This window comes from Fortiea sp. LEGE XX443 (genome assembly GCF_015206815.1).
In the GTDB taxonomy this organism is placed as follows: domain Bacteria; phylum Cyanobacteriota; class Cyanobacteriia; order Cyanobacteriales; family Nostocaceae; genus Nostoc_B.
In genome coordinates this window covers 1-17,679 of the sequence record NZ_JADEXZ010000031.1, presented here as the reverse complement: position 1 = coordinate 17,679, position 17,679 = coordinate 1, and the positions used below count along the sequence as shown (strand labels likewise).

The following is a 17,679-nucleotide window of genomic DNA, read 5'->3' as shown; positions in this document are numbered from 1 at the left end:
TCTGGGTTGTGGGGTTTGAATGTGTTGCCTAATTTTAGAGAAAAGGCATAACACACCCTACAAAAAACGATTTTGGGGTAATTATACCAATTTAAAAAAAGAATGCGACAGATGCGTAGGTTGGGTAGTAGCTTGCTTCCCGTTCGCGTAGCGTCTCCGTCAGGAGAAGGGTACGAAGTGAAACCCAACATCTACAAGGTTTTAAGGCGTTGGGTTTCGTCCCTCAACCCAACCTACATCTGTAGCGATCATTCTTCAAATTAGTATTAGATAATTTGTGTGTACACTGTTTTTTAAGGGGAGTTGGGGGGATCTGAAGAAGATGGAGATATTAACCGAAATGTATTGAATAGGGATTAAGTGAAATTTCAACTCTCTATAGCTTCAATGACCTGCCAGAGTTCCTCTTACCTAAAAAATGGTAAGTAGGTCGGTGTTAAAAATTGTCGTTATGACAAGGCAGGAGGCAGAGGGCAGAAGGCAGAAGGGAAGAGGTTTTCAAGCTACTTTACTTTCCGTTACATAGTTCGGTTTATTTGCACCTTTCTACTTAGTAGAGACTAAAAATTTAAAATATCCAGCGACTCCTCTATTTGTAAATCTAAAACTCGTTCTCGCGCATCTTTGAGCGCCTCTAATTTACCTTCTTTACGATAAATCTCTACAGCTTTCTGAAAATCTGCGATCGCCTCTTGCTGATCTCCTATTTCCGATTGAACATTTCCCCGGTTATAATAAGCATCGGCGTAATTAGGGTTAATTTGTATAGCCTGAGTATAATCTTCAAAAGCTCCGGCATTATCCCCTAAATCATAACGAGCATTGCCGCGATTATAATAAGCGTCAGCATAATGAGGATTAATTGCGATTACTTGTGTATAGTCTTCGATTGCACCTTCATAATCGCCTATATCAGCACGAGCATTGCCACGGTTTTTATATGCGATCGCATCATGAGAATTCATTTTAATCGCTTTAGTGAAGCTTTGTTGATATCCTAAAAAATAACGTGCCATACCACGGTTTTTATAAGTCATGGCATAGTTGGGATTAATTTTGAGTGCTTGAGTATAATCTTCAATTGCGCCTTGATTATCTCCTAAATGGGAACGAGCATCAGCGCGGTTTTTATAGGCAACTGCGACGTTAGGATTTAGTCTGATAGCCTGAGTATAATCATCAATTGCTGCTGCATAATTTCCTAATTGATAACAGGCTAAACCCCGTTTGATATATACTTTGGCATCATTGAGATTAATTTGAATGGCTTGAGAATAATCTGCGATCGCTTCTTCATAATCTCCTAATTGATAATAACTTAAACCTCGCTTATAATGAATATCAACATCATTAGGATGTATTTTTAAAGCTTGGCTATAATTTTTGATCGCATCTATATATCTCCCATTTTTTAAGCTCTCATTTCCGAGTTTTATATAATCAATATCTGGTTTATAGATAAATGTTTTAGATTCTTCATCAACTGATGAATTTGGTTTGAATAACTGATGATTATGAGGCGATAATAAAATTTGTGATTTGTTGTTGTCTTCTTGTTGAGATAAGTTATTACAAATAGAGGATTGATACTGTTCTAAATAGCAACGCAAACCACCACCATATAATAGTTGATCTATCCCAAAGGCAATTCTGCCAGTTTTTAGTTTAATCATCCGGGTTGGAAGAAACCCTGCGAAGAAAAGGTGATATTCAGATTGAGCTTCATGCACTTCTTCTTGAATTAAAATACAGGCTATAATTGCATTTTTTTCGACTTCTTCCGAACTTACAGACCATTTAACTCTATCAAGATTGCCATGCCGAGATTTTACCTCAATACCAACTGATGGGTCGGCGGTGAGGGTAAAATCAATCTTGCCATCCCCACCAAAGCGTTTTTCATAATCAACTTCTGTAATAAAATCAGCCAAGCGTTCTTTAACAACTTCCTCGCCCAATTTACCTTTGAGATAGCTGATAAACACGTCACGAACTGGCGAAACGCGCTTGTATTTTTCAGCCATTTGCCAACAAAATTCTCGGAGTGTCTTTAATCTCTCTCCAGAGATTATGGTTAATTCACTATATTGACCTTCTGTTTCGCAATGAAGCAGAGAACCGGATGTTAGCCTTTTAACGAAATCAGACTGTAGCGATCGCAGTAGTGTAATCCAGTCCATTGATATATCTGCGAATCTTTTAATTACATTATTTTATTAAAATATCCCAGCGGCGTAAACATTTAAATTTATTTTGAGAATTAATGTCTTGTCTGGATGCTACTGTTGACATTAACAACTAGACAGAGCGAGTTTTTACTAGTTATCCAAAGCATATCTTGTGGATATCATTAGTTTAGCAGGTACTCGTTAACGGCTAACTGCAATAATTCCTTTGAAACTAAAACAAAAATATGTTATGAAAAAACAGTAAAAATACATACAACGAATTATTAACCAGGCAATCCGCCAGTTTATCAACTTCTGCCATTGTTAAATTTTATGGAATCTATGTGGACAATGGAATTGCTACAGGTTCTCAAAGGAATTTGTCAAATATAAAATTAAATCTGCAAATTTTTTAATAACTCTGCTGTTTGCGATCGCTCTACTAAACTATTTGCACATAAAATACCAGAAGCGGCGACAGCTGGCACACCAATTCCTGGCATAGTGCTATCACCTACACGATACAAACCTGCAATTGGCGTGTGTGTACTCGGAAACATCCCCTTCCCCGCAGCAATAGCAGCGCCATAGGTTCCCTGATAACGGCGTAAATAATGAGCATGAGTTAGCGGTGTCCCGATAAGTTCTAAGACTACACGTTCTCTAATATCGGGGATAATTCGCTCTAAGGCACGATATAAAGTTTGGGCTTTCTCTTTTTTCTTCTGTTCATAACTATCATTTCGTTCCCAACCAGCAAAAGGCTCAAGGGTGTAAGCATGAACTGCATGATGTCCTTCTGGTGCAAGAGTTGCATCCCACACACTAGGAATCGAAATCATGCAAGTATTACCGGGTGTGGTGATATCTTGCTGAGAGTCGTGAACTACTACATGATGTCCCGTTAAGTTTTCTAAGCCTTCTGCTCGAATGCCTAAATGTAAATGGATAAAGCTATCAATGGCGGGTGTATGCAGCGCAGTTTGACGGTAAGTTGCAGGTAAATCTTCAGGACGCAGTAGTTGATTGTAAGTATCCCAAATGGTGGCGTTAGAAATCACAATCGGTGCTTTCAGGATTTCCCCATTTTTTAACCTTACACCCACAGCCTTACCAGATTCCACAAGAATTTGTTCAACGTGACAGCCTAAGCGTAACTCGCCACCCCAACGTTCTAAACCACGCACCAAAGCATTGACAATTGCGGCGCTACCCCCTATGGGATACTCAACCCCGCGCCCACGTTCACCTAACATAAAAGCTACTTCTGGGGCAATTGTGCCGTGTGCCTTTAAGCCAGAAAGCAGAAAACATTCTAAATCTATAATTCGTCGTACCCAAGGGTCTTTTACTGTAGCATCCATGACATTCCCTACAGAAGACTGAAGCAAAGGCAAGTATAGTAACATTTTACCGAGCGATGGGCTGCGCCCCGCCGTAGGCGATCGCAAATAATTCAGTAACACTAAAATTACCTGCCAATCAGCCCGTAAAGCTAATGTGGGTATGCCTTTCATTACCGCATACAACCCTAACAAACGTTCTGCAAAATCCTGGAGTTCTTTGGCTCCTTGGGGTGTAATTTTTTGTATTTCATGATGGTATCTTTGAAAATTGCTGTAGATTGCAAAACTGGCTTCAGGAAAATGGTAGTGTCCTAAGGGATCATAAGGTATAACTTTAAGGGATTCCCCTAGAACATCTAGAACTTGTTTTACAGGATTCAGACTATGGGTTCCCGTCAGTCCACAATAAAAAGAGGGGCCAGAATCAAATTCAAATCCTCGTCGTTTAAAGCTATGAGCTGCGCCTCCGGCAATTGTATGGCTTTCACACACAATTACCCGCTTGCCATAACGAGCAAGTAACGCCGCAGCGCATAACCCGCCAATACCGCTACCGATAACTATGACATCATTTTGAGAGTGCTGAGGAGCCAGCCGCGTGGGCGGGTTTCCCGGTTCGAGAGGACTGGCGTTGCTGAGTGCTGAGTTCATAATTCTATTGACTATTCACTAATGACTGAACCACTAATTGAACTGAAAGGCGTTTCTAAGTCCTTTGGTAGCAATAAGGTTTTAGATAATGTAGATTTGACAATTTACCGAGGAGAAGCACTAGGAATTATCGGCCCTTCCGGTACTGGTAAATCGACAATTTTAAGAGTGATGGCAGGGTTAACGAACCCTGACGAAGGAGAAATATATGTCCAAGGAGTACGACGACATGGGTTGATAGAAGATGGTGCTGACCCAGTTGGTATTGGTATGGTATTTCAGCAAGCGGCGTTGTTTGATTCTTTGAGTGTAGAAGAGAACGTAGGATTTTTACTGTACCAAAATTCCAAGTTACCGCGATCGCACATTCGAGAACTAGTCAAAGAAAAATTAGAAATGGTTGGTTTGGCTGGAATTAGTCAACTTTACCCCTCCGAACTTTCTGGAGGGATGCGTAAACGGGTGAGTTTTGCCCGTGCGATTATGTCTAACCCAGAAAATCCTAAAGAAGGGCCAGAAGTTCTACTATACGATGAACCAACAGCCGGACTAGACCCAATTGCTTCGACAGTAATTGAAGACTTGATTCGCGATTTACAAAATATGCACGGAGTTTGTAGCACTTATGCCATTGTTACCCATCAAGATAGTACGATTCGTCGGACAGCTGATAGACTAGTGTTCCTCTATCAAGGTAGAGTGCAGTGGCAAGGTACAGTTAGTGACATGGATAGCACAGACCACCCATTAATTAGACAATTTATGAGTGGGAATGTGCAAGGGCCAATTCAGGTTGTTGGTTAGGTGGGTGGAGAAAACAAATGCGAGAATTGATCACAAACCGCTTCACATCTAGACGAACCCTCAGAGAAGGTTCAGTGGGGTTGTTAATCTTGCTAGGAATATTTTCATTTGCGGCGATCGTTCTGTGGTTGAATGGGGTTAGTGCTGGAAGTAGATCCTATAAGTTTATTGTCGAATTTGCTAACGCCGGTGGGATGCAAAAAGGTGCATCAGTCCGTTATCGTGGCGTAAAAGTAGGCAAAATCTCTAATATTCAGCCAAAGTCAAATGCTATAGATGTAGAAATTGAAATCACTCCAGCCGACCTAATAATTCCTCATGATGTCAGAGTTGACGCTAACCAAAGTGGATTAATTAGCGAAAGTATTATAGACATTACACCACAAACATCACTTGTCACTGGAGTAAAGGCTAAACCTTTAGATAAAGGCTGCAATCCCAGCCTGATTGTTTGTAACGGTTCTCGCTTGAAAGGTCAAATTGGTATTAGTGTTGATGATCTGATTCGTAGTAGCACTGAATTGGCTACTTTATATAACGACCCAAAATTCTATCAAAGAGTTAACAGACTGCTGGAAAGTTCCGCCGCCGCAGCTACTAGCGTTGCAGCACTCAGTCAAGATGCCAGGGGTTTAACTAAAGGCTTCCAAGGACAAATAGGCACGTTTGCTGCAACAGCCAATTCTGTACAACGAGCCACTACTGAACTGACTGCATCTACTAGTAAAACAGCCAATCAGTTAGGCGTAACTGCTAGTCAATTTGGTGAGACAGCTAAGGAATTTGGATTAACAGCTAATAAAGCAAATCGTTTGCTGACAAACTTAGATGATTTGGTAACTACTAATCGTTCGTCGTTAGTTGGCGCTCTGAATAATATTACCGAAACCAGCAATCAATTACGTGTGACAGTCAGCAGTCTATCGCCGTCGCTTAATCGCCTAACCCAAGGAGAAGCAATCAAAAATTTAGAAACACTTTCAGCTAATGCAGCCCAAGCTTCTGCTAATTTACGCGATGCAACGCAAACTTTAAATGACCCCAAAAATGTCTTACTGCTACAACAAACCTTAGACTCAGCCAGAGTCACTTTTGAAAATACCCAAAAAATTACATCTGATTTAGATGAGTTGACAGGTGATCCAACTTTTAGAAAAAATCTTCTGCAATTGGTCAACGGTTTGAGTGGCTTAGTCTCTTCTACACAACAAATGCAGCAGCAAGTGCAGTTTGCCACTACTTTAGATGCCATGAAACTAGCAGCTAATAAACCAGGTGTGCTATTTCCAGCACCAGCTTCAATCGAACAGACAACTACTATTAATCCCTCAAATACTGTTGTCAAAGGTATAGAAAAAGAGACTCAACCTACTAATTCATTGACTCTTAATTCGTCCCAAGAAAAGTTATTGCAGCAGTTACGAGAGCATAATCTGCAACGAGAGTCAGAGCCGAAGCCGTAAAAAATCCATATAGCTGAGACACCATTGATTTTTTCTTTTAATTCCAGTCTCAGCTTTTTTTGCACCTTTTTCAATCCGTCAAACTCGCGCAGATTTAACACAGTTAATAGATTTACATTAAGCTTTTATGAACTTGATTATTGCTTGAGCAAAAATAGACTCAGCTTAAATATAAAATTAACTTATTGATTATCAGCACAAATTAGTATCACAAAATTATTTACGTTACAAGCAAAAATTTCTTCTTGGTTAATAAAAAACGAAATGTAATAAAATGTTGTGTTTTTTATAAGCAAACAAAATACATCTCCGCAAAGATTAAACTCAAGGTTATAAATATCTTTCAATGTATGAGATTTTATATGAGGTTATATTTTCAAGATTAGGTAAAGAAGTTTGCCTGACTTTGTTTAAGTGATACTCAAAGAGGGAAAAAGGAAGAGCCAACACTAGTATCATCTTTCAGTTCCCTCCCTGATATAAAAAATGAATCAAAATCCGGTAGCTGCTTCTAATAGCTTAGAGATGAATGCCTCACGGCAGTTTACCCCCTGGCTATTCGAGCAGAATCTCAGTCTGGCATTCACAACTTATCAAGCAGGTAAACTATTTTTCATCGGCTTGCAAGCAAACGGGCGATTATCAGTATTTGAGCGCACATTTGAACGCTGCATGGGTTTGTATGCCCAAGGTAGGAGCTTGTATATGAGTTCCCTATATCAACTGTGGCGCTTTGAAAACACCCTCGAACCGGGACAAGTTCACGACAACTATGATGCTGTCTATTTACCCCAAGTAGGTTATGTGACAGGAGATTTAGACATCCATGATATCGTCCTGAGTCATTCCCCATTCCAGGGCGACAAAATTCACAGTCGTGGTATTTCAGAGAATTTGATATTTGTCAATACCCTATTTAGCTGTTTAGCTACTGTCAGTCAAACTCACAGTTTCATTCCCCTGTGGCAACCACCGTTTATTAGTAAACTGGCAGCAGAAGACAGGTGTCACATGAACGGGTTGGCACTGCGCGATGGTCAACCTAGATATGTCACTGCTGTTAGTCAGTCGGATGCAGCGGAGGGATGGCGGGACAAACGGGCTGATGGTGGTTGCGTCATTGATGTCGAGAGTAATGAAATCATCCTGAAGGGGCTGTCAATGCCTCATTCGCCTCGGTGGTATAAAGACAAACTGTGGTTACTTAACTCTGGCACAGGAGAATTTGGCTTTGCTGATTTAGAACGAGGTGTGTTTGAAGCAGTGGCATTTTGTCCGGGATATCTGCGCGGTTGTACATTTCATGGTGACTTTGCGATCGTAGGAATTTCCCAACCCAGACACAACAAGACTTTTAGTGGGTTGCCTTTAGACGAAAAATTGCAACAAAAAAACGTCGAACCGCGGTGTGGGTTGCTGGTGATTGACCTGCGGAGTGGAGATATTGTGCATTCGCTGCGAATGGAGGGGGTGGTACTGGAATTATACGACGTGGTGGCACTAGCGGGGGTGCGTCGTCCAATGGCGATCGGCTTTAAGAGTGATGAAATTCGGCGGATGGTAACTGTCGGATGAGTACAAATGTGAAATTTTACATCTTTTGACTAGACAAAAACACAAGCAAAAACAACTTGGAGAATCGACAACAATGGTAAATTCAGTTTTTAACTTGTCGTCCCTGGATGGTATCAACGGCTTTGTAATTAACGGCATTGATGAGTTTGACCGCTTAGGCAGATCCGTCAGCAGCGCGGGGGACATCAATGGCGACGGCTTTGACGACCTGATTATAAGGGCAAGGAATACTGATCAATTTTATGCAGGGCCAAGCTATGTGGTGTTTGGCAGTGGTAGTGCGTTTGGAGCCAGTCTCAACCTCTCATCTCTGGATGGTAGTAACGGCTTTGTGATTAACGGTTATGATGCTTATGGCTCTGGGAACTCCTCTGTCAGCAGTGCAGGCGACATCAACGGCGATGGCATTGACGACCTGATTATCGGAGCATTTGGTGCCGACCCCAACAGTCAGTCTTTTGCAGGGGCAAGCTACGTAGTGTTTGGCAGTACCAGTGGCTTCAGTTCTAGTCTCAACGTCTCATCCTTAAATGGCAGCAACGGCTTTGTGATTAACGGCATTGATGAGGGTGACTCCTCAGGCATCTCCGTCAGCAATGCAGGGGATATTAACGGTGATGGCATTGATGACCTGATTATCGGGGCATTTGGTGCCGATCCCAACGGTCAGGATCGTGCAGGGGAGAGCTACGTAGTGTTTGGCAGTACCAGTGGCTTCAGTTCTAGTCTCAACCTCTCTGACTTGGATGGCAGCAACGGATTTGTGATTAACGGCATTGATGCGGGTGACAGATCAGGCGGCTCCGTCAGCAGTGCAGGGGACATCAACGGCGACGGCATTGACGACCTGATTATCGGAGCATTTGGTGCCGACCTCAACAGTCAGTCTTTTGCAGGGGCAAGCTACGTAGTGTTTGGCAGTAGCAGTGGGTTTGGAACTAGTCTCAACCTCTCTGACTTGGATGGCAGCAACGGCTTTGTGATTAACGGCATTAATCCAGATGACTACTCAGGCAGATCTGTCAGCAGTGCGGGGGATATTAACGGTGATGGCATTGATGACCTGATTATCGGAGCATTTCTTGCCGACCCCAACGGTCAGTATGATGCAGGGGAGAGCTACGTAGTGTTTGGCAGTAGCAGTGGGTTTGGAACTAGTCTCAACCTCTCTGACTTGGATGGCAGCAACGGATTTGTGATTAACGGCGTTGATGCGGGTGACAGATCAGGCATCTCCGTCAGCAGTGCAGGGGACATCAACGGCGACGGCATTGACGACCTGATTATCGGAGCATTTGCCGCCGACCCCAACGGTCAGTATGATGTAGGGGCAGATGCAGGGGCAAGCTACGTGGTGTTTGGCAGTAGCAGTGGGTTTGGAACTAGTCTCAACCTCTCTGACTTGGATGGCAGTAACGGCTTTGTGATTAACGGCATTAATTTAGAAGACTTCTCTGGCTACTCCGTCAGCAGTGCAGGGGACATCAACGGTGACGGCATTGACGACCTGATTATCGGGGCATACAGTGCCTCCCCTAACGGTCAGATTTTTGCAGGGCAGAGCTATGTGGTGTTTGGCTTTGCTACACTCAGTCAACCTCCAGTTGCAGTTAATGATGCGGCTACTACGAATGAAGATACTGCTGTTAATATTTCGGTTTTAGCTAACGACAGCGACCCTGAGAGTGACCCCTTAAGGGTGACCCTTGTCAACGGTACAGGAATCACTGTTGGCACTCCCATTATTCTGAGTTCCGGTGCCTTACTCACCCTCAATGCTGATGGCACTTTCACCTACGATCCCAATGCTCAATTTGAAAATTTGGCTGTCGGTGAAACAGCCACTGACAGCTTTACCTACAATGTCAGTGATGGTAGGCTGAATAGCATAGCCACCGTTACAGTGACTATTAATGGTGTGAATGATGCACCCAAGCCTGCTTCAGTTTTTAACCTATCTGAACTCAACGGCAGCAACGGCTTTGTGATTAACGGCATTGATGAGTTTGACTCCTCTGGCTACTCCGTCAGCAGTGCGGGGGACATCAACGGTGACGGCATCGATGACCTGATTATCGGCGCAAGAGGTGCCGACCCCAACGGTCAGTATGATGCAGGGGAGAGCTACGTGGTATTTGGTAGTAGCAGTGGGTTTGAAGTCAGTTTTAACCTGTCTTCCCTGAATGGCAGCAACGGCTTTGTGATTAACGGCATTGATGAGTTTGACTCCTCTGGCTACTCTGTCAGCAGTGCGGGGGACATCAACGGTGATGGCATTGATGACCTGATTATCGGAGCATTTCTTGCCGACCCCAACGGTCAGTATGATGCAGGGGAGAGCTACGTAGTGTTTGGCAGTAGCAGTGGGTTTGGAACTAGTCTCAACCTCTCTGACTTGGATGGCAGCAACGGCTTTGTGATTAACGGCGTTGATGCGGGTGACAGATCAGGCATCTCCGTCAGCAGTGCAGGGGACATTAACGGCGACGGCATTGACGACTTGATTATCGGGGCAAAAGGTGCCGACCCCAATGGTCGAAGTAGTGCAGGGGAGAGCTACGTGGTATTTGGCAGTAGCAGTGGGTTTGAAGCCAGTCTCAACTTGTCGTCCCTGGATGGCAGTAACGGCTTTGTAATTAACGGCATTAATGCGGGTGACAGATCAGGTACTTCTGTCAGCAGTGCGGGGGACATCAACGGCGACGGCATTGATGACCTGATTATCGGAGCATTTTTTGCCGACCCCAACGGTCAGTATGATGCAGGGGAGAGCTACGTAGTGTTTGGCAGTAGCAGTGGGTTTGGAACTAGTCTCAACCTCTCATCCTTAGATGGCAGTAACGGCTTTGTGATTAACGGCGTTGATCAATATGACAGTTCAGGCATCTCCGTCAGCAGTGCAGGGGACATCAACGGCGACGGCATTGATGACCTGATTATTGGGGCAAGATATGCCGACCCTAATGGTCGAAGTAGTGCAGGGGAGAGCTACGTGGTATTTGGCAGTAGCAGTGGGTTTGAAGCCAGTCTCAACTTGTCGTCCCTGGATGGCAGTAACGGCTTTGTAATTAACGGCATTAATGCGGATGACTACTCAGGCATCTCCGTCAGCAGTGCAGGGGACATCAACGGCGACGGCATTGACGACTTGATTATCGGGGCAAAAGGTGCCGACCCCAACGGTCAGTCTTTTGCAGGGGAGAGCTATGTGGTGTTTGGCAGTAGCAGTGGATTTGGAGCTAGTCTCAACTTGTCGTTCCTGAATGGCAGTAACGGCTTTGTGATTAACGGCGTTGATCAATATGACAGTTCAGGCATCTCCGTCAGCAGTGCAGGGGACATCAACGGCGACGGCATTGATGACCTGATTATTGGGGCAGATAGATCTGACCCCAACGGTCAGTCTTTTGCAGGGGAAAGCTACGTGGTATTTGGTTTTGCAAATGCGGTTACCACTACCACTAACGAAGATAGTGCCGTTAATATCCTTGCCAGCAATATCTTGCGTAGATATCAAGACATTGATGGCGATACTTTAAGCATTAGTAGCTTCACTAACCCAACTAACGGCACACTGACTTTCAACGATAACGGGACTCCAGACAACCCCAGCGACGATTATTTCATCTACACCCCCAATCCTGATTTTAATGGCGCTGACGACTTCGCCTTTATTGTTAGCGATCGCAATGGCGGCAGCGTTACGGTTACTTTTAACCTGAATGTTCAGCCAGTTAATGATGCACCCGTTGCAGTTAATGATAATCTGACTACTGCCTTTAATACTGCTGTAACTATCCCAGTCAGTACGTTGCTGGCTAATGATAGCGACATCGACAGCAGCAGTTTCAGCATTACTGGGGTGAGTGATGCAACCAATGGTACTGTGGTGCTGAATGATAATGGCACTCAGGATAACTCGGCGGATGATTTTATTGTCTTTACCCCAACTACCGACTTCACTGGCAATGCTAACTTTAACTACACTATCAGCGATCGCAGTCTAACTAGTACTACTACTGTGGCGATCGCAGTTGGTGCTAACATCACTGGCACTAACCAAAACAATACCCTCTCTGGCACCGCAGGGGATGACACTATCTCAGGCGGTAATGGCAAAGACACTATCACAGGCGGTGCGGGTAACGACACTATCTCCGGTGGCAATGGTAACGATACTATTTTTGGCGATGAAGGTGACGATACCATTTCCGGTGGTAATAACAACGACACCATCACGGGCGGTGCGGGTAACGACACTATCTCCGGTGGTAATGGTAACGATACCCTGTTCGGTGGTGATGGTGACGACATCCTTATAGGTGGTACGGGTGATGACCTGTTGTTTGGTGGTGATGCTAACGATACCCTCACTGGTGGTCTTGGTAAAGATACATTTGTCTTTGCTTCCCAACAAGGCACTGATATTATTACCGATTTCCGCAAGGGTACTGACTTAATCGGACTGTCTGATGGTCTGAGTTTTGGTCAACTGAGTTTTTCTGGTGACAACATTCTGGTAACTTCTACTAGTGAAATCTTGGCAACGCTGACGGGGGTTAATACCACGACGTTGACTGTCGCTGATTTCACTATCATCTAACTGAGTACGAGTAGACCTCAGTTCTGTAAGCAGATTTGTTTTTCTGGTAAGCGATCGCCAAAGACTATGCAAATATGGTGTTTGCTGACAGAATTCACTTTAATTGCTTAAAAATCATTTGTATTGGTAGAGACGCAACGTGTTGCGTCTCTACTGCTTTGTATGGAGTTTCAGTCAATTTACTGAGATAACTACACCCAAACTCTCATTCGCTAACCTATCAACTGCACATACAGCATAGGTTCCAGCTTGAACAGTGGTGAAGGTTGTACCAGCCGACAAGACACGCTGAAGTGTCCAATTATCGCCAGTTTGCCGATAAAGTGTCCAAGACCGTACAGGCTGATTATCTCCTGGTTGCCAGTTGAGTTTACCATCTTTGAATTGTAGGGCTTTGGGTGGGGATGCTGAGGCTGCATTCTGCCACGGTATAGTAGGTACTAATGCAGGTCTGGAATAAAGGGAATTTTTAAACTGGTCAGCAATACCTCGCCGATTTTGATTGATAGCACTCATACTAAAGAAAATATTCCCTAGTGATAAGTTTCCGGCTAGGTTGCGGGAAATTTTCACTTGTTTATCAATCTCATCGTCTTTCCAAGCCTTACCATCCAGTTGTCCCAGATTATTACCGGTGTAGATGTGCCGCTGCTGAGAATTAACGTCTGTCCACCATTTCAGCAGTGCAGGATAACTTTGTTTGGTTTGCTCGATGCGCCAATAGAGTTGTGGGGCTAAATAATCAATCCAGCCTTGCTCTAACCATTTCCGAGAGTCAGCATACAACACACTGTAGGCATCTAAACCAGTAATTCCGGCTGGTTGTCCGGGGCGGTAAATACCAAAGGGACTAATACCAAATTTTACATGAGGTTTTGCAGCCTTAATGCCGTTCCAGAGGCGCAACACCATTTGATTGACATTTTCGCGTCGCCAATCATCTAAAGTCAACAAACCACCTGTGGCTCTGTAAGCTGCGTAGGTTTTGCTATCGGGGAAAACTTGACCTTGGATGGGATAGGGATAAAAATAATCATCTAAGTGAATACCGTCTAAGTCATAGCGCCGCACAACATCAAGAATAACGTTGTATGCTCTATCTTGAACAATTTTTGATCCTGGGTCCATCCATAGCTGATTACCCCATTGATAAACGACTTCTGGATGAGTGATTGCTATGTGGGGGCGAACATTTGGTGAACCCTTGGTGCTAGTTTTGGCGCGATAGGGGTTAAACCAAGCATGAATTTCTATATTACGCTTGTGACATTCAGCGATCGCAAACTCTAAAGGGTCATAAAATGGTTCTGGCGCTCTCCCTTGAGTTCCTGTAATCCAAGCACTCCAAGGTTCTAATTCCGAAGCATATAAAGCATCGCCTTCTGGACGTACTTGCAAAATTAAGGCGTTAAAATTCAATGCTTGCAATTGGTTGACAATTTCTACCAATTCTGATTGTTGTTGAGCAACTGGTAGCCCTGCTTTGGAAGGCCAATCACTATTCCATACTGAAACTACCCAAGCCCCCCGAAACTCTCGTGTATGGCTAACTTTCACAGTACTAGGTACTGGGGTTGTGGGTATGGGTGTTGTTGTTGGTGGTGTTACAAGGTAAACAGAAGCAATCTTTTGGGCGTTACCCAGATACACCAACGCTTGATAAACCATAACTGCTACATCCGCGCGAGTAGCCGCCGTAGTGTAGTTAAGTAACTTAATATTAGGGAAACTAGTTACAAATCCGGCACTAGTCGCCAGCGCCAATTGATTTCTGGCATAACCAGGAATGTTGGCCGCGTCTTGATAGATTTGTGGTAGTTGATTTAATAAGTCAGGTTGGTTTTTCGCTGCAATATCCAAACCATTGACTAAAGAAACTAAAACATCACCCCTAGCAATGCGATTATTCGGGCGGAAGTATTTATCAGGGTAGCCAATTAAAAATCCTGTTTCGTAAGCCTTTTGAATGCCATTTGCTGCCCAATGATTTACCGGAACATCAACAAAAGGGGTGTATTGGCGCTTCCCTGGTATGGTAAAAACAGCTGCAACTATAGCTGCAAACTCAGCACGCGTAACTGAGTTATCTGGGCGAAAAGTCCCGTTGGGATAGCCATTTAAAATACGCCGCCCTGCTAAGGCTTCAATAAATGGACGCGCCCAATGGTTTTGAGTATCTGAGAAGCGTGCAGTAGTAGAGACCATTGTGGATTGCCACTAGTTTGCTTGGCTGGATTGTAGCAACACGATCGCGATCGCTACCAAACTTTCGTATAAATTTTTATATTTGGTAATCTATCTCTAGACTGCGGCGATCGTCAATTCTGTGAAAAAAAACTTCCGTATTGAGCAATCTAAAAGAATTTTGGTACATCTGCAATGGCTTTTGCTATACAAGAATACTGATCACGAGTGTGTGAATTACGGTAAGAAGAACGCATTTAAACCTAATGAGTAAGCAATATGCCTTTTTGCTTGCGTGATCTACTGAAATGAGAAAGCAATTTGGCAAAATGAGTAAGCAATATGCCTTTTTGCTTGCGTGATCTACTGAAATGAGAAAGCGATCAGGCATTTTGAGTAAGCAATATGCCTTTTTACCTGCGTGATCTACTGAAATGAGAAAGCGATCAGGCATTTTGAGTAAGCAATATGCCTTTTTGCTGACTAAATCTACCAAAATGAGAAAGCAATTTGGCAAAATGAGTAAAGAAACAGATATTTTTATATTTGATTATCAACTGAAAACTCTAAGGTTGCATATACTGCAATAACAATATATGATGACTATAAGTACAGAATTTTTAAAAGTATGACTATCTCTTTAGATTCTATTACCAGCAATCTTCCTTTATTTGTGGGGTTAGATAAAAAGCTAATAATAGATATGAAGGATATTGATGAAGTTGATTTTAACCAAGCTAATTTTATCTTAAATGGAGAAGCTTTAGAAGTTCTCAAAAAATTACCAGACTCAATCATTCAAGCAGTAGTTACCAGTCCTCCATATTATGGACAACGCGATTATTTTGCAGATAATCAAGTTGGAACAGAGCCAACAATAGAAGAGTACTTAAACCGTCTTATTGATATTTTTGATGAAGTCAAGAGAGTTTTAAAAGATGATGGTACGCTTTGGCTGAATATAGGTGATAAGTATATAGAGGGAAATCTTGCTGGGCTGCCTTGGAGATTAGCACTTTCCCTGAAAGAAAGAGGATGGATGTTACGGTCTGATATTATTTGGTACAAGCCAAATGCTATGCCATCTTCTGTAAAAAATCGTCCAACTACCGATCATGAATATATATTTCTATTTGCTAAAAGCTCAAAGTACTATTACGACGCAGATTCTATCCGTGAGCCACATGTAACTTTTTCCGAAAAAAGTAAAATGAAAGGGGGAAGGAACCATCTGGGAAAGCAGGGAGGAACACCAGAACAGGGGAAAAATTCTGGTAATGGAAACTTACATAGTGGTCGCTGGGATCAAGCATTTCATCCTAAAGGAAGAAATAAGAGAACTGTTTGGGAAATACCTCTTTCTAAATTTAGAGAATCACATTTCGCGGTCTTTCCAGAAAAGTTGATAGAACCGTGTATTTTAGCTGGTTGTCCCGAAGGTTCACTAGTTCTCGACCCTTTCTTTGGTTCTGGAACTACAGGAGTAGTATCTCTTGCCAAAGGACGCAAGTTTATTGGTATTGAGTTGAATAAGGATTACTGTGAAATGGCTATGAAAAGAATTTTTCCGACTTAGTAGGTTTAGATGAGAGAGCGAAAAACTTCTATCAAATTTTTTAATTCTTGAACTAGTAAAGGTTCAACCTCATTAATTTGATTTGGATTTTTATTAATATAGATAAATTCTTGACAGTCTAATGCAGTTAAATCAGCTGTCCAAGATTCAGCAATAATAACTGGTATACATTTATAGCCAGACTTATTCGCTACTGTTATGGCTTTGTGGATATCTCTTGTGAATAAAAGAGCATGACCACCGCCTATCGTTTCACGAGTTTTAACTGGGATAAGAATATTACCTTTACAGCCACTGACTTTAATGTCATAAGTTTCACCATCAACTTTAATTTGGGTTTTTTCAATCGAAAGTTGAATGTTATTTATTTCAAATATTTCCTTGAGGTTGCGCCGAACAATTTCCTCAAACAGGTTTCCTTTTATTGAACGGCGACTTCCTTCTAAACGATCAATCATCACTTCAGAAATTGGTAGCCAATCCCATCTTTCACGCTCATGCAAAATTGTGGCAACATATTGTCTAACTTGATTGAGTAAATCAGCTTTACGTTCATTTTGTTTTCCACTGAAATTATTTAAAAATCCTTTTAATCTCTGTTCAGGAGCATCTCTAAAAATCCATCCTAATAAAAGCCATTTAGCTTTGTCTTCAGGGTATGGACGAGCTATCCCATCATATAACTTCAGGTTATTAGGAACCTTGCGCTCTAAATATTTCTGGATAGTTTTTTTTGCCTTGGATGCGTTTTGCTCAATAACAAATTCATAAAGTTCAGCATACCCTTCTATTTGCAAGAAGCTGGTAAAATCATCAAAAAAAGGTTTATTTAAGTTAGTAACTATTACTAATTCCTTGAGGCGTATGTTCTCTGGAATACTACTCATCAAAAAACTCTCTAGGTGAAATGCACAAAGCATCTGCAATTTTCTTGATATTTAGAAGACTCACATTTCTCTCTCCACGTTCGACACCTCCTATGTAGCTTCTATCCAAATCGCATAAATGCGCTAAATCTTCCTGAGAAAGTTCACGAGTATTTCGGAGGTAACGTAAACGTTCGCCAAATTTTTTTCTAATATCTTTTTCGTTAGATGCTGCCATATAAATAAGTAAAAATGATAAGAGGCTTTTAAGTCCACGGACTTTAAGTACCAATTAGGTAATATCACAACCTCTTAGCCCTCTTCTGTCACTTTCCGGAATAAGCAAGTAGTTCAGGAGCTAAATCATCCAGAAGCATAAAAGGGTTTAAATTGATTCATGGCTGCAATTAAATGATTGAATCCCAGTAACAAATGTGAATTAG

Annotated in this window: 10 protein-coding genes; 5 read left to right on the top strand and 5 right to left on the bottom strand. The window is 42.6% G+C overall.

Going from position 1 to position 17,679, the window contains the following annotated elements; all coding sequences use genetic code 11:
- Positions 1 to 560: 560 nt before the first annotated feature.
- The gene (locus IQ259_RS13605; RefSeq protein WP_193885531.1) at positions 561 to 2,180 is read right to left on the bottom strand and encodes a tetratricopeptide repeat protein; all 1,620 of its coding nucleotides are present in this window, start codon (positions 2,178 to 2,180) and stop codon (positions 561 to 563) included.
- A gap of 383 nt (positions 2,181 to 2,563) precedes the next feature.
- Entirely contained in the window at positions 2,564 to 4,165 is a 1,602-nt protein-coding gene (locus IQ259_RS13600; RefSeq protein ID WP_228014526.1) for an NAD(P)/FAD-dependent oxidoreductase, read from the bottom strand.
- 21 nt (positions 4,166 to 4,186) lie between these two features.
- On the opposite strand from IQ259_RS13600, the gene IQ259_RS13595 reads away from it, so the two are divergent.
- The 4 genes from IQ259_RS13595 to IQ259_RS13580 all read left to right on the top strand — a co-directional run bounded on the left by IQ259_RS13595 (position 4,187) and on the right by IQ259_RS13580 (position 12,610).
- Positions 4,187 to 4,969: an ABC transporter ATP-binding protein gene (locus tag IQ259_RS13595; RefSeq protein ID WP_193885529.1), complete on the top strand. Its 783-nt coding sequence runs from the start codon at positions 4,187 to 4,189 to the stop codon at positions 4,967 to 4,969.
- A gap of 17 nt (positions 4,970 to 4,986) precedes the next feature.
- Entirely contained in the window at positions 4,987 to 6,432 is a 1,446-nt protein-coding gene (locus IQ259_RS13590) for an MlaD family protein (protein ID WP_193885527.1), read from the top strand.
- A 486-nt stretch (positions 6,433 to 6,918) separates the two neighbouring features.
- The gene (locus IQ259_RS13585; protein WP_193885525.1) at positions 6,919 to 8,007 is read left to right on the top strand and encodes a TIGR03032 family protein; all 1,089 of its coding nucleotides are present in this window, start codon (positions 6,919 to 6,921) and stop codon (positions 8,005 to 8,007) included.
- A gap of 73 nt (positions 8,008 to 8,080) precedes the next feature.
- Positions 8,081 to 12,610, top strand: coding sequence for an S-layer family protein (locus IQ259_RS13580; RefSeq protein WP_193885523.1), 4,530 nt, complete (start codon positions 8,081 to 8,083; stop codon positions 12,608 to 12,610).
- A gap of 174 nt (positions 12,611 to 12,784) precedes the next feature.
- Here IQ259_RS13580 and IQ259_RS13575 read toward each other — a convergent pair whose 3' ends face one another.
- Entirely contained in the window at positions 12,785 to 14,815 is a 2,031-nt protein-coding gene (locus IQ259_RS13575) for a family 10 glycosylhydrolase (RefSeq protein WP_193885521.1), read from the bottom strand.
- Between the two features lie 682 nt (positions 14,816 to 15,497).
- On the opposite strand from IQ259_RS13575, the gene IQ259_RS13570 reads away from it, so the two are divergent.
- Positions 15,498 to 16,370 carry a site-specific DNA-methyltransferase gene (locus tag IQ259_RS13570; RefSeq protein WP_193885602.1) on the top strand — a complete coding sequence of 291 codons (873 nt, stop codon included), beginning with the start codon at positions 15,498 to 15,500 and terminating at the stop codon, positions 16,368 to 16,370.
- Positions 16,371 to 16,375: 5 nt separating this feature from the next.
- On the opposite strand, the gene IQ259_RS13565 is transcribed toward IQ259_RS13570, so the two are convergent.
- The gene (locus IQ259_RS13565; RefSeq protein WP_193885519.1) at positions 16,376 to 17,257 is read right to left on the bottom strand and encodes a hypothetical protein; all 882 of its coding nucleotides are present in this window, start codon (positions 17,255 to 17,257) and stop codon (positions 16,376 to 16,378) included.
- Positions 17,250 to 17,474 (bottom strand): helix-turn-helix domain-containing protein, encoded by a 225-nt coding sequence (locus tag IQ259_RS13560; RefSeq protein WP_193885517.1) that lies wholly within the window; start codon positions 17,472 to 17,474, stop codon positions 17,250 to 17,252. Before IQ259_RS13560 ends, IQ259_RS13565 begins: the two co-directional genes overlap by 8 nt.
- Between the last annotated feature and the right edge of the window lie 205 nt (positions 17,475 to 17,679).

Coding starts and splice junctions, on each gene's coding strand:
- IQ259_RS13605 (WP_193885531.1), bottom strand. CDS start 2,180: ATGGACTGGATTACACTACTGCGATCGCTACAGTCTGATTTCGTTAAA.
- IQ259_RS13600 (WP_228014526.1), bottom strand. CDS start 4,165: ATGAACTCAGCACTCAGCAACGCCAGTCCTCTCGAACCGGGAAACCCG.
- IQ259_RS13595 (WP_193885529.1), top strand. CDS start 4,187: ATGACTGAACCACTAATTGAACTGAAAGGCGTTTCTAAGTCCTTTGGT.
- IQ259_RS13590 (WP_193885527.1), top strand. CDS start 4,987: ATGCGAGAATTGATCACAAACCGCTTCACATCTAGACGAACCCTCAGA.
- IQ259_RS13585 (WP_193885525.1), top strand. CDS start 6,919: ATGAATCAAAATCCGGTAGCTGCTTCTAATAGCTTAGAGATGAATGCC.
- IQ259_RS13580 (WP_193885523.1), top strand. CDS start 8,081: ATGGTAAATTCAGTTTTTAACTTGTCGTCCCTGGATGGTATCAACGGC.
- IQ259_RS13575 (WP_193885521.1), bottom strand. CDS start 14,815: ATGGTCTCTACTACTGCACGCTTCTCAGATACTCAAAACCATTGGGCG.
- IQ259_RS13570 (WP_193885602.1), top strand. CDS start 15,498: ATGAAGGATATTGATGAAGTTGATTTTAACCAAGCTAATTTTATCTTA.
- IQ259_RS13565 (WP_193885519.1), bottom strand. CDS start 17,257: ATGAGTAGTATTCCAGAGAACATACGCCTCAAGGAATTAGTAATAGTT.
- IQ259_RS13560 (WP_193885517.1), bottom strand. CDS start 17,474: ATGGCAGCATCTAACGAAAAAGATATTAGAAAAAAATTTGGCGAACGT.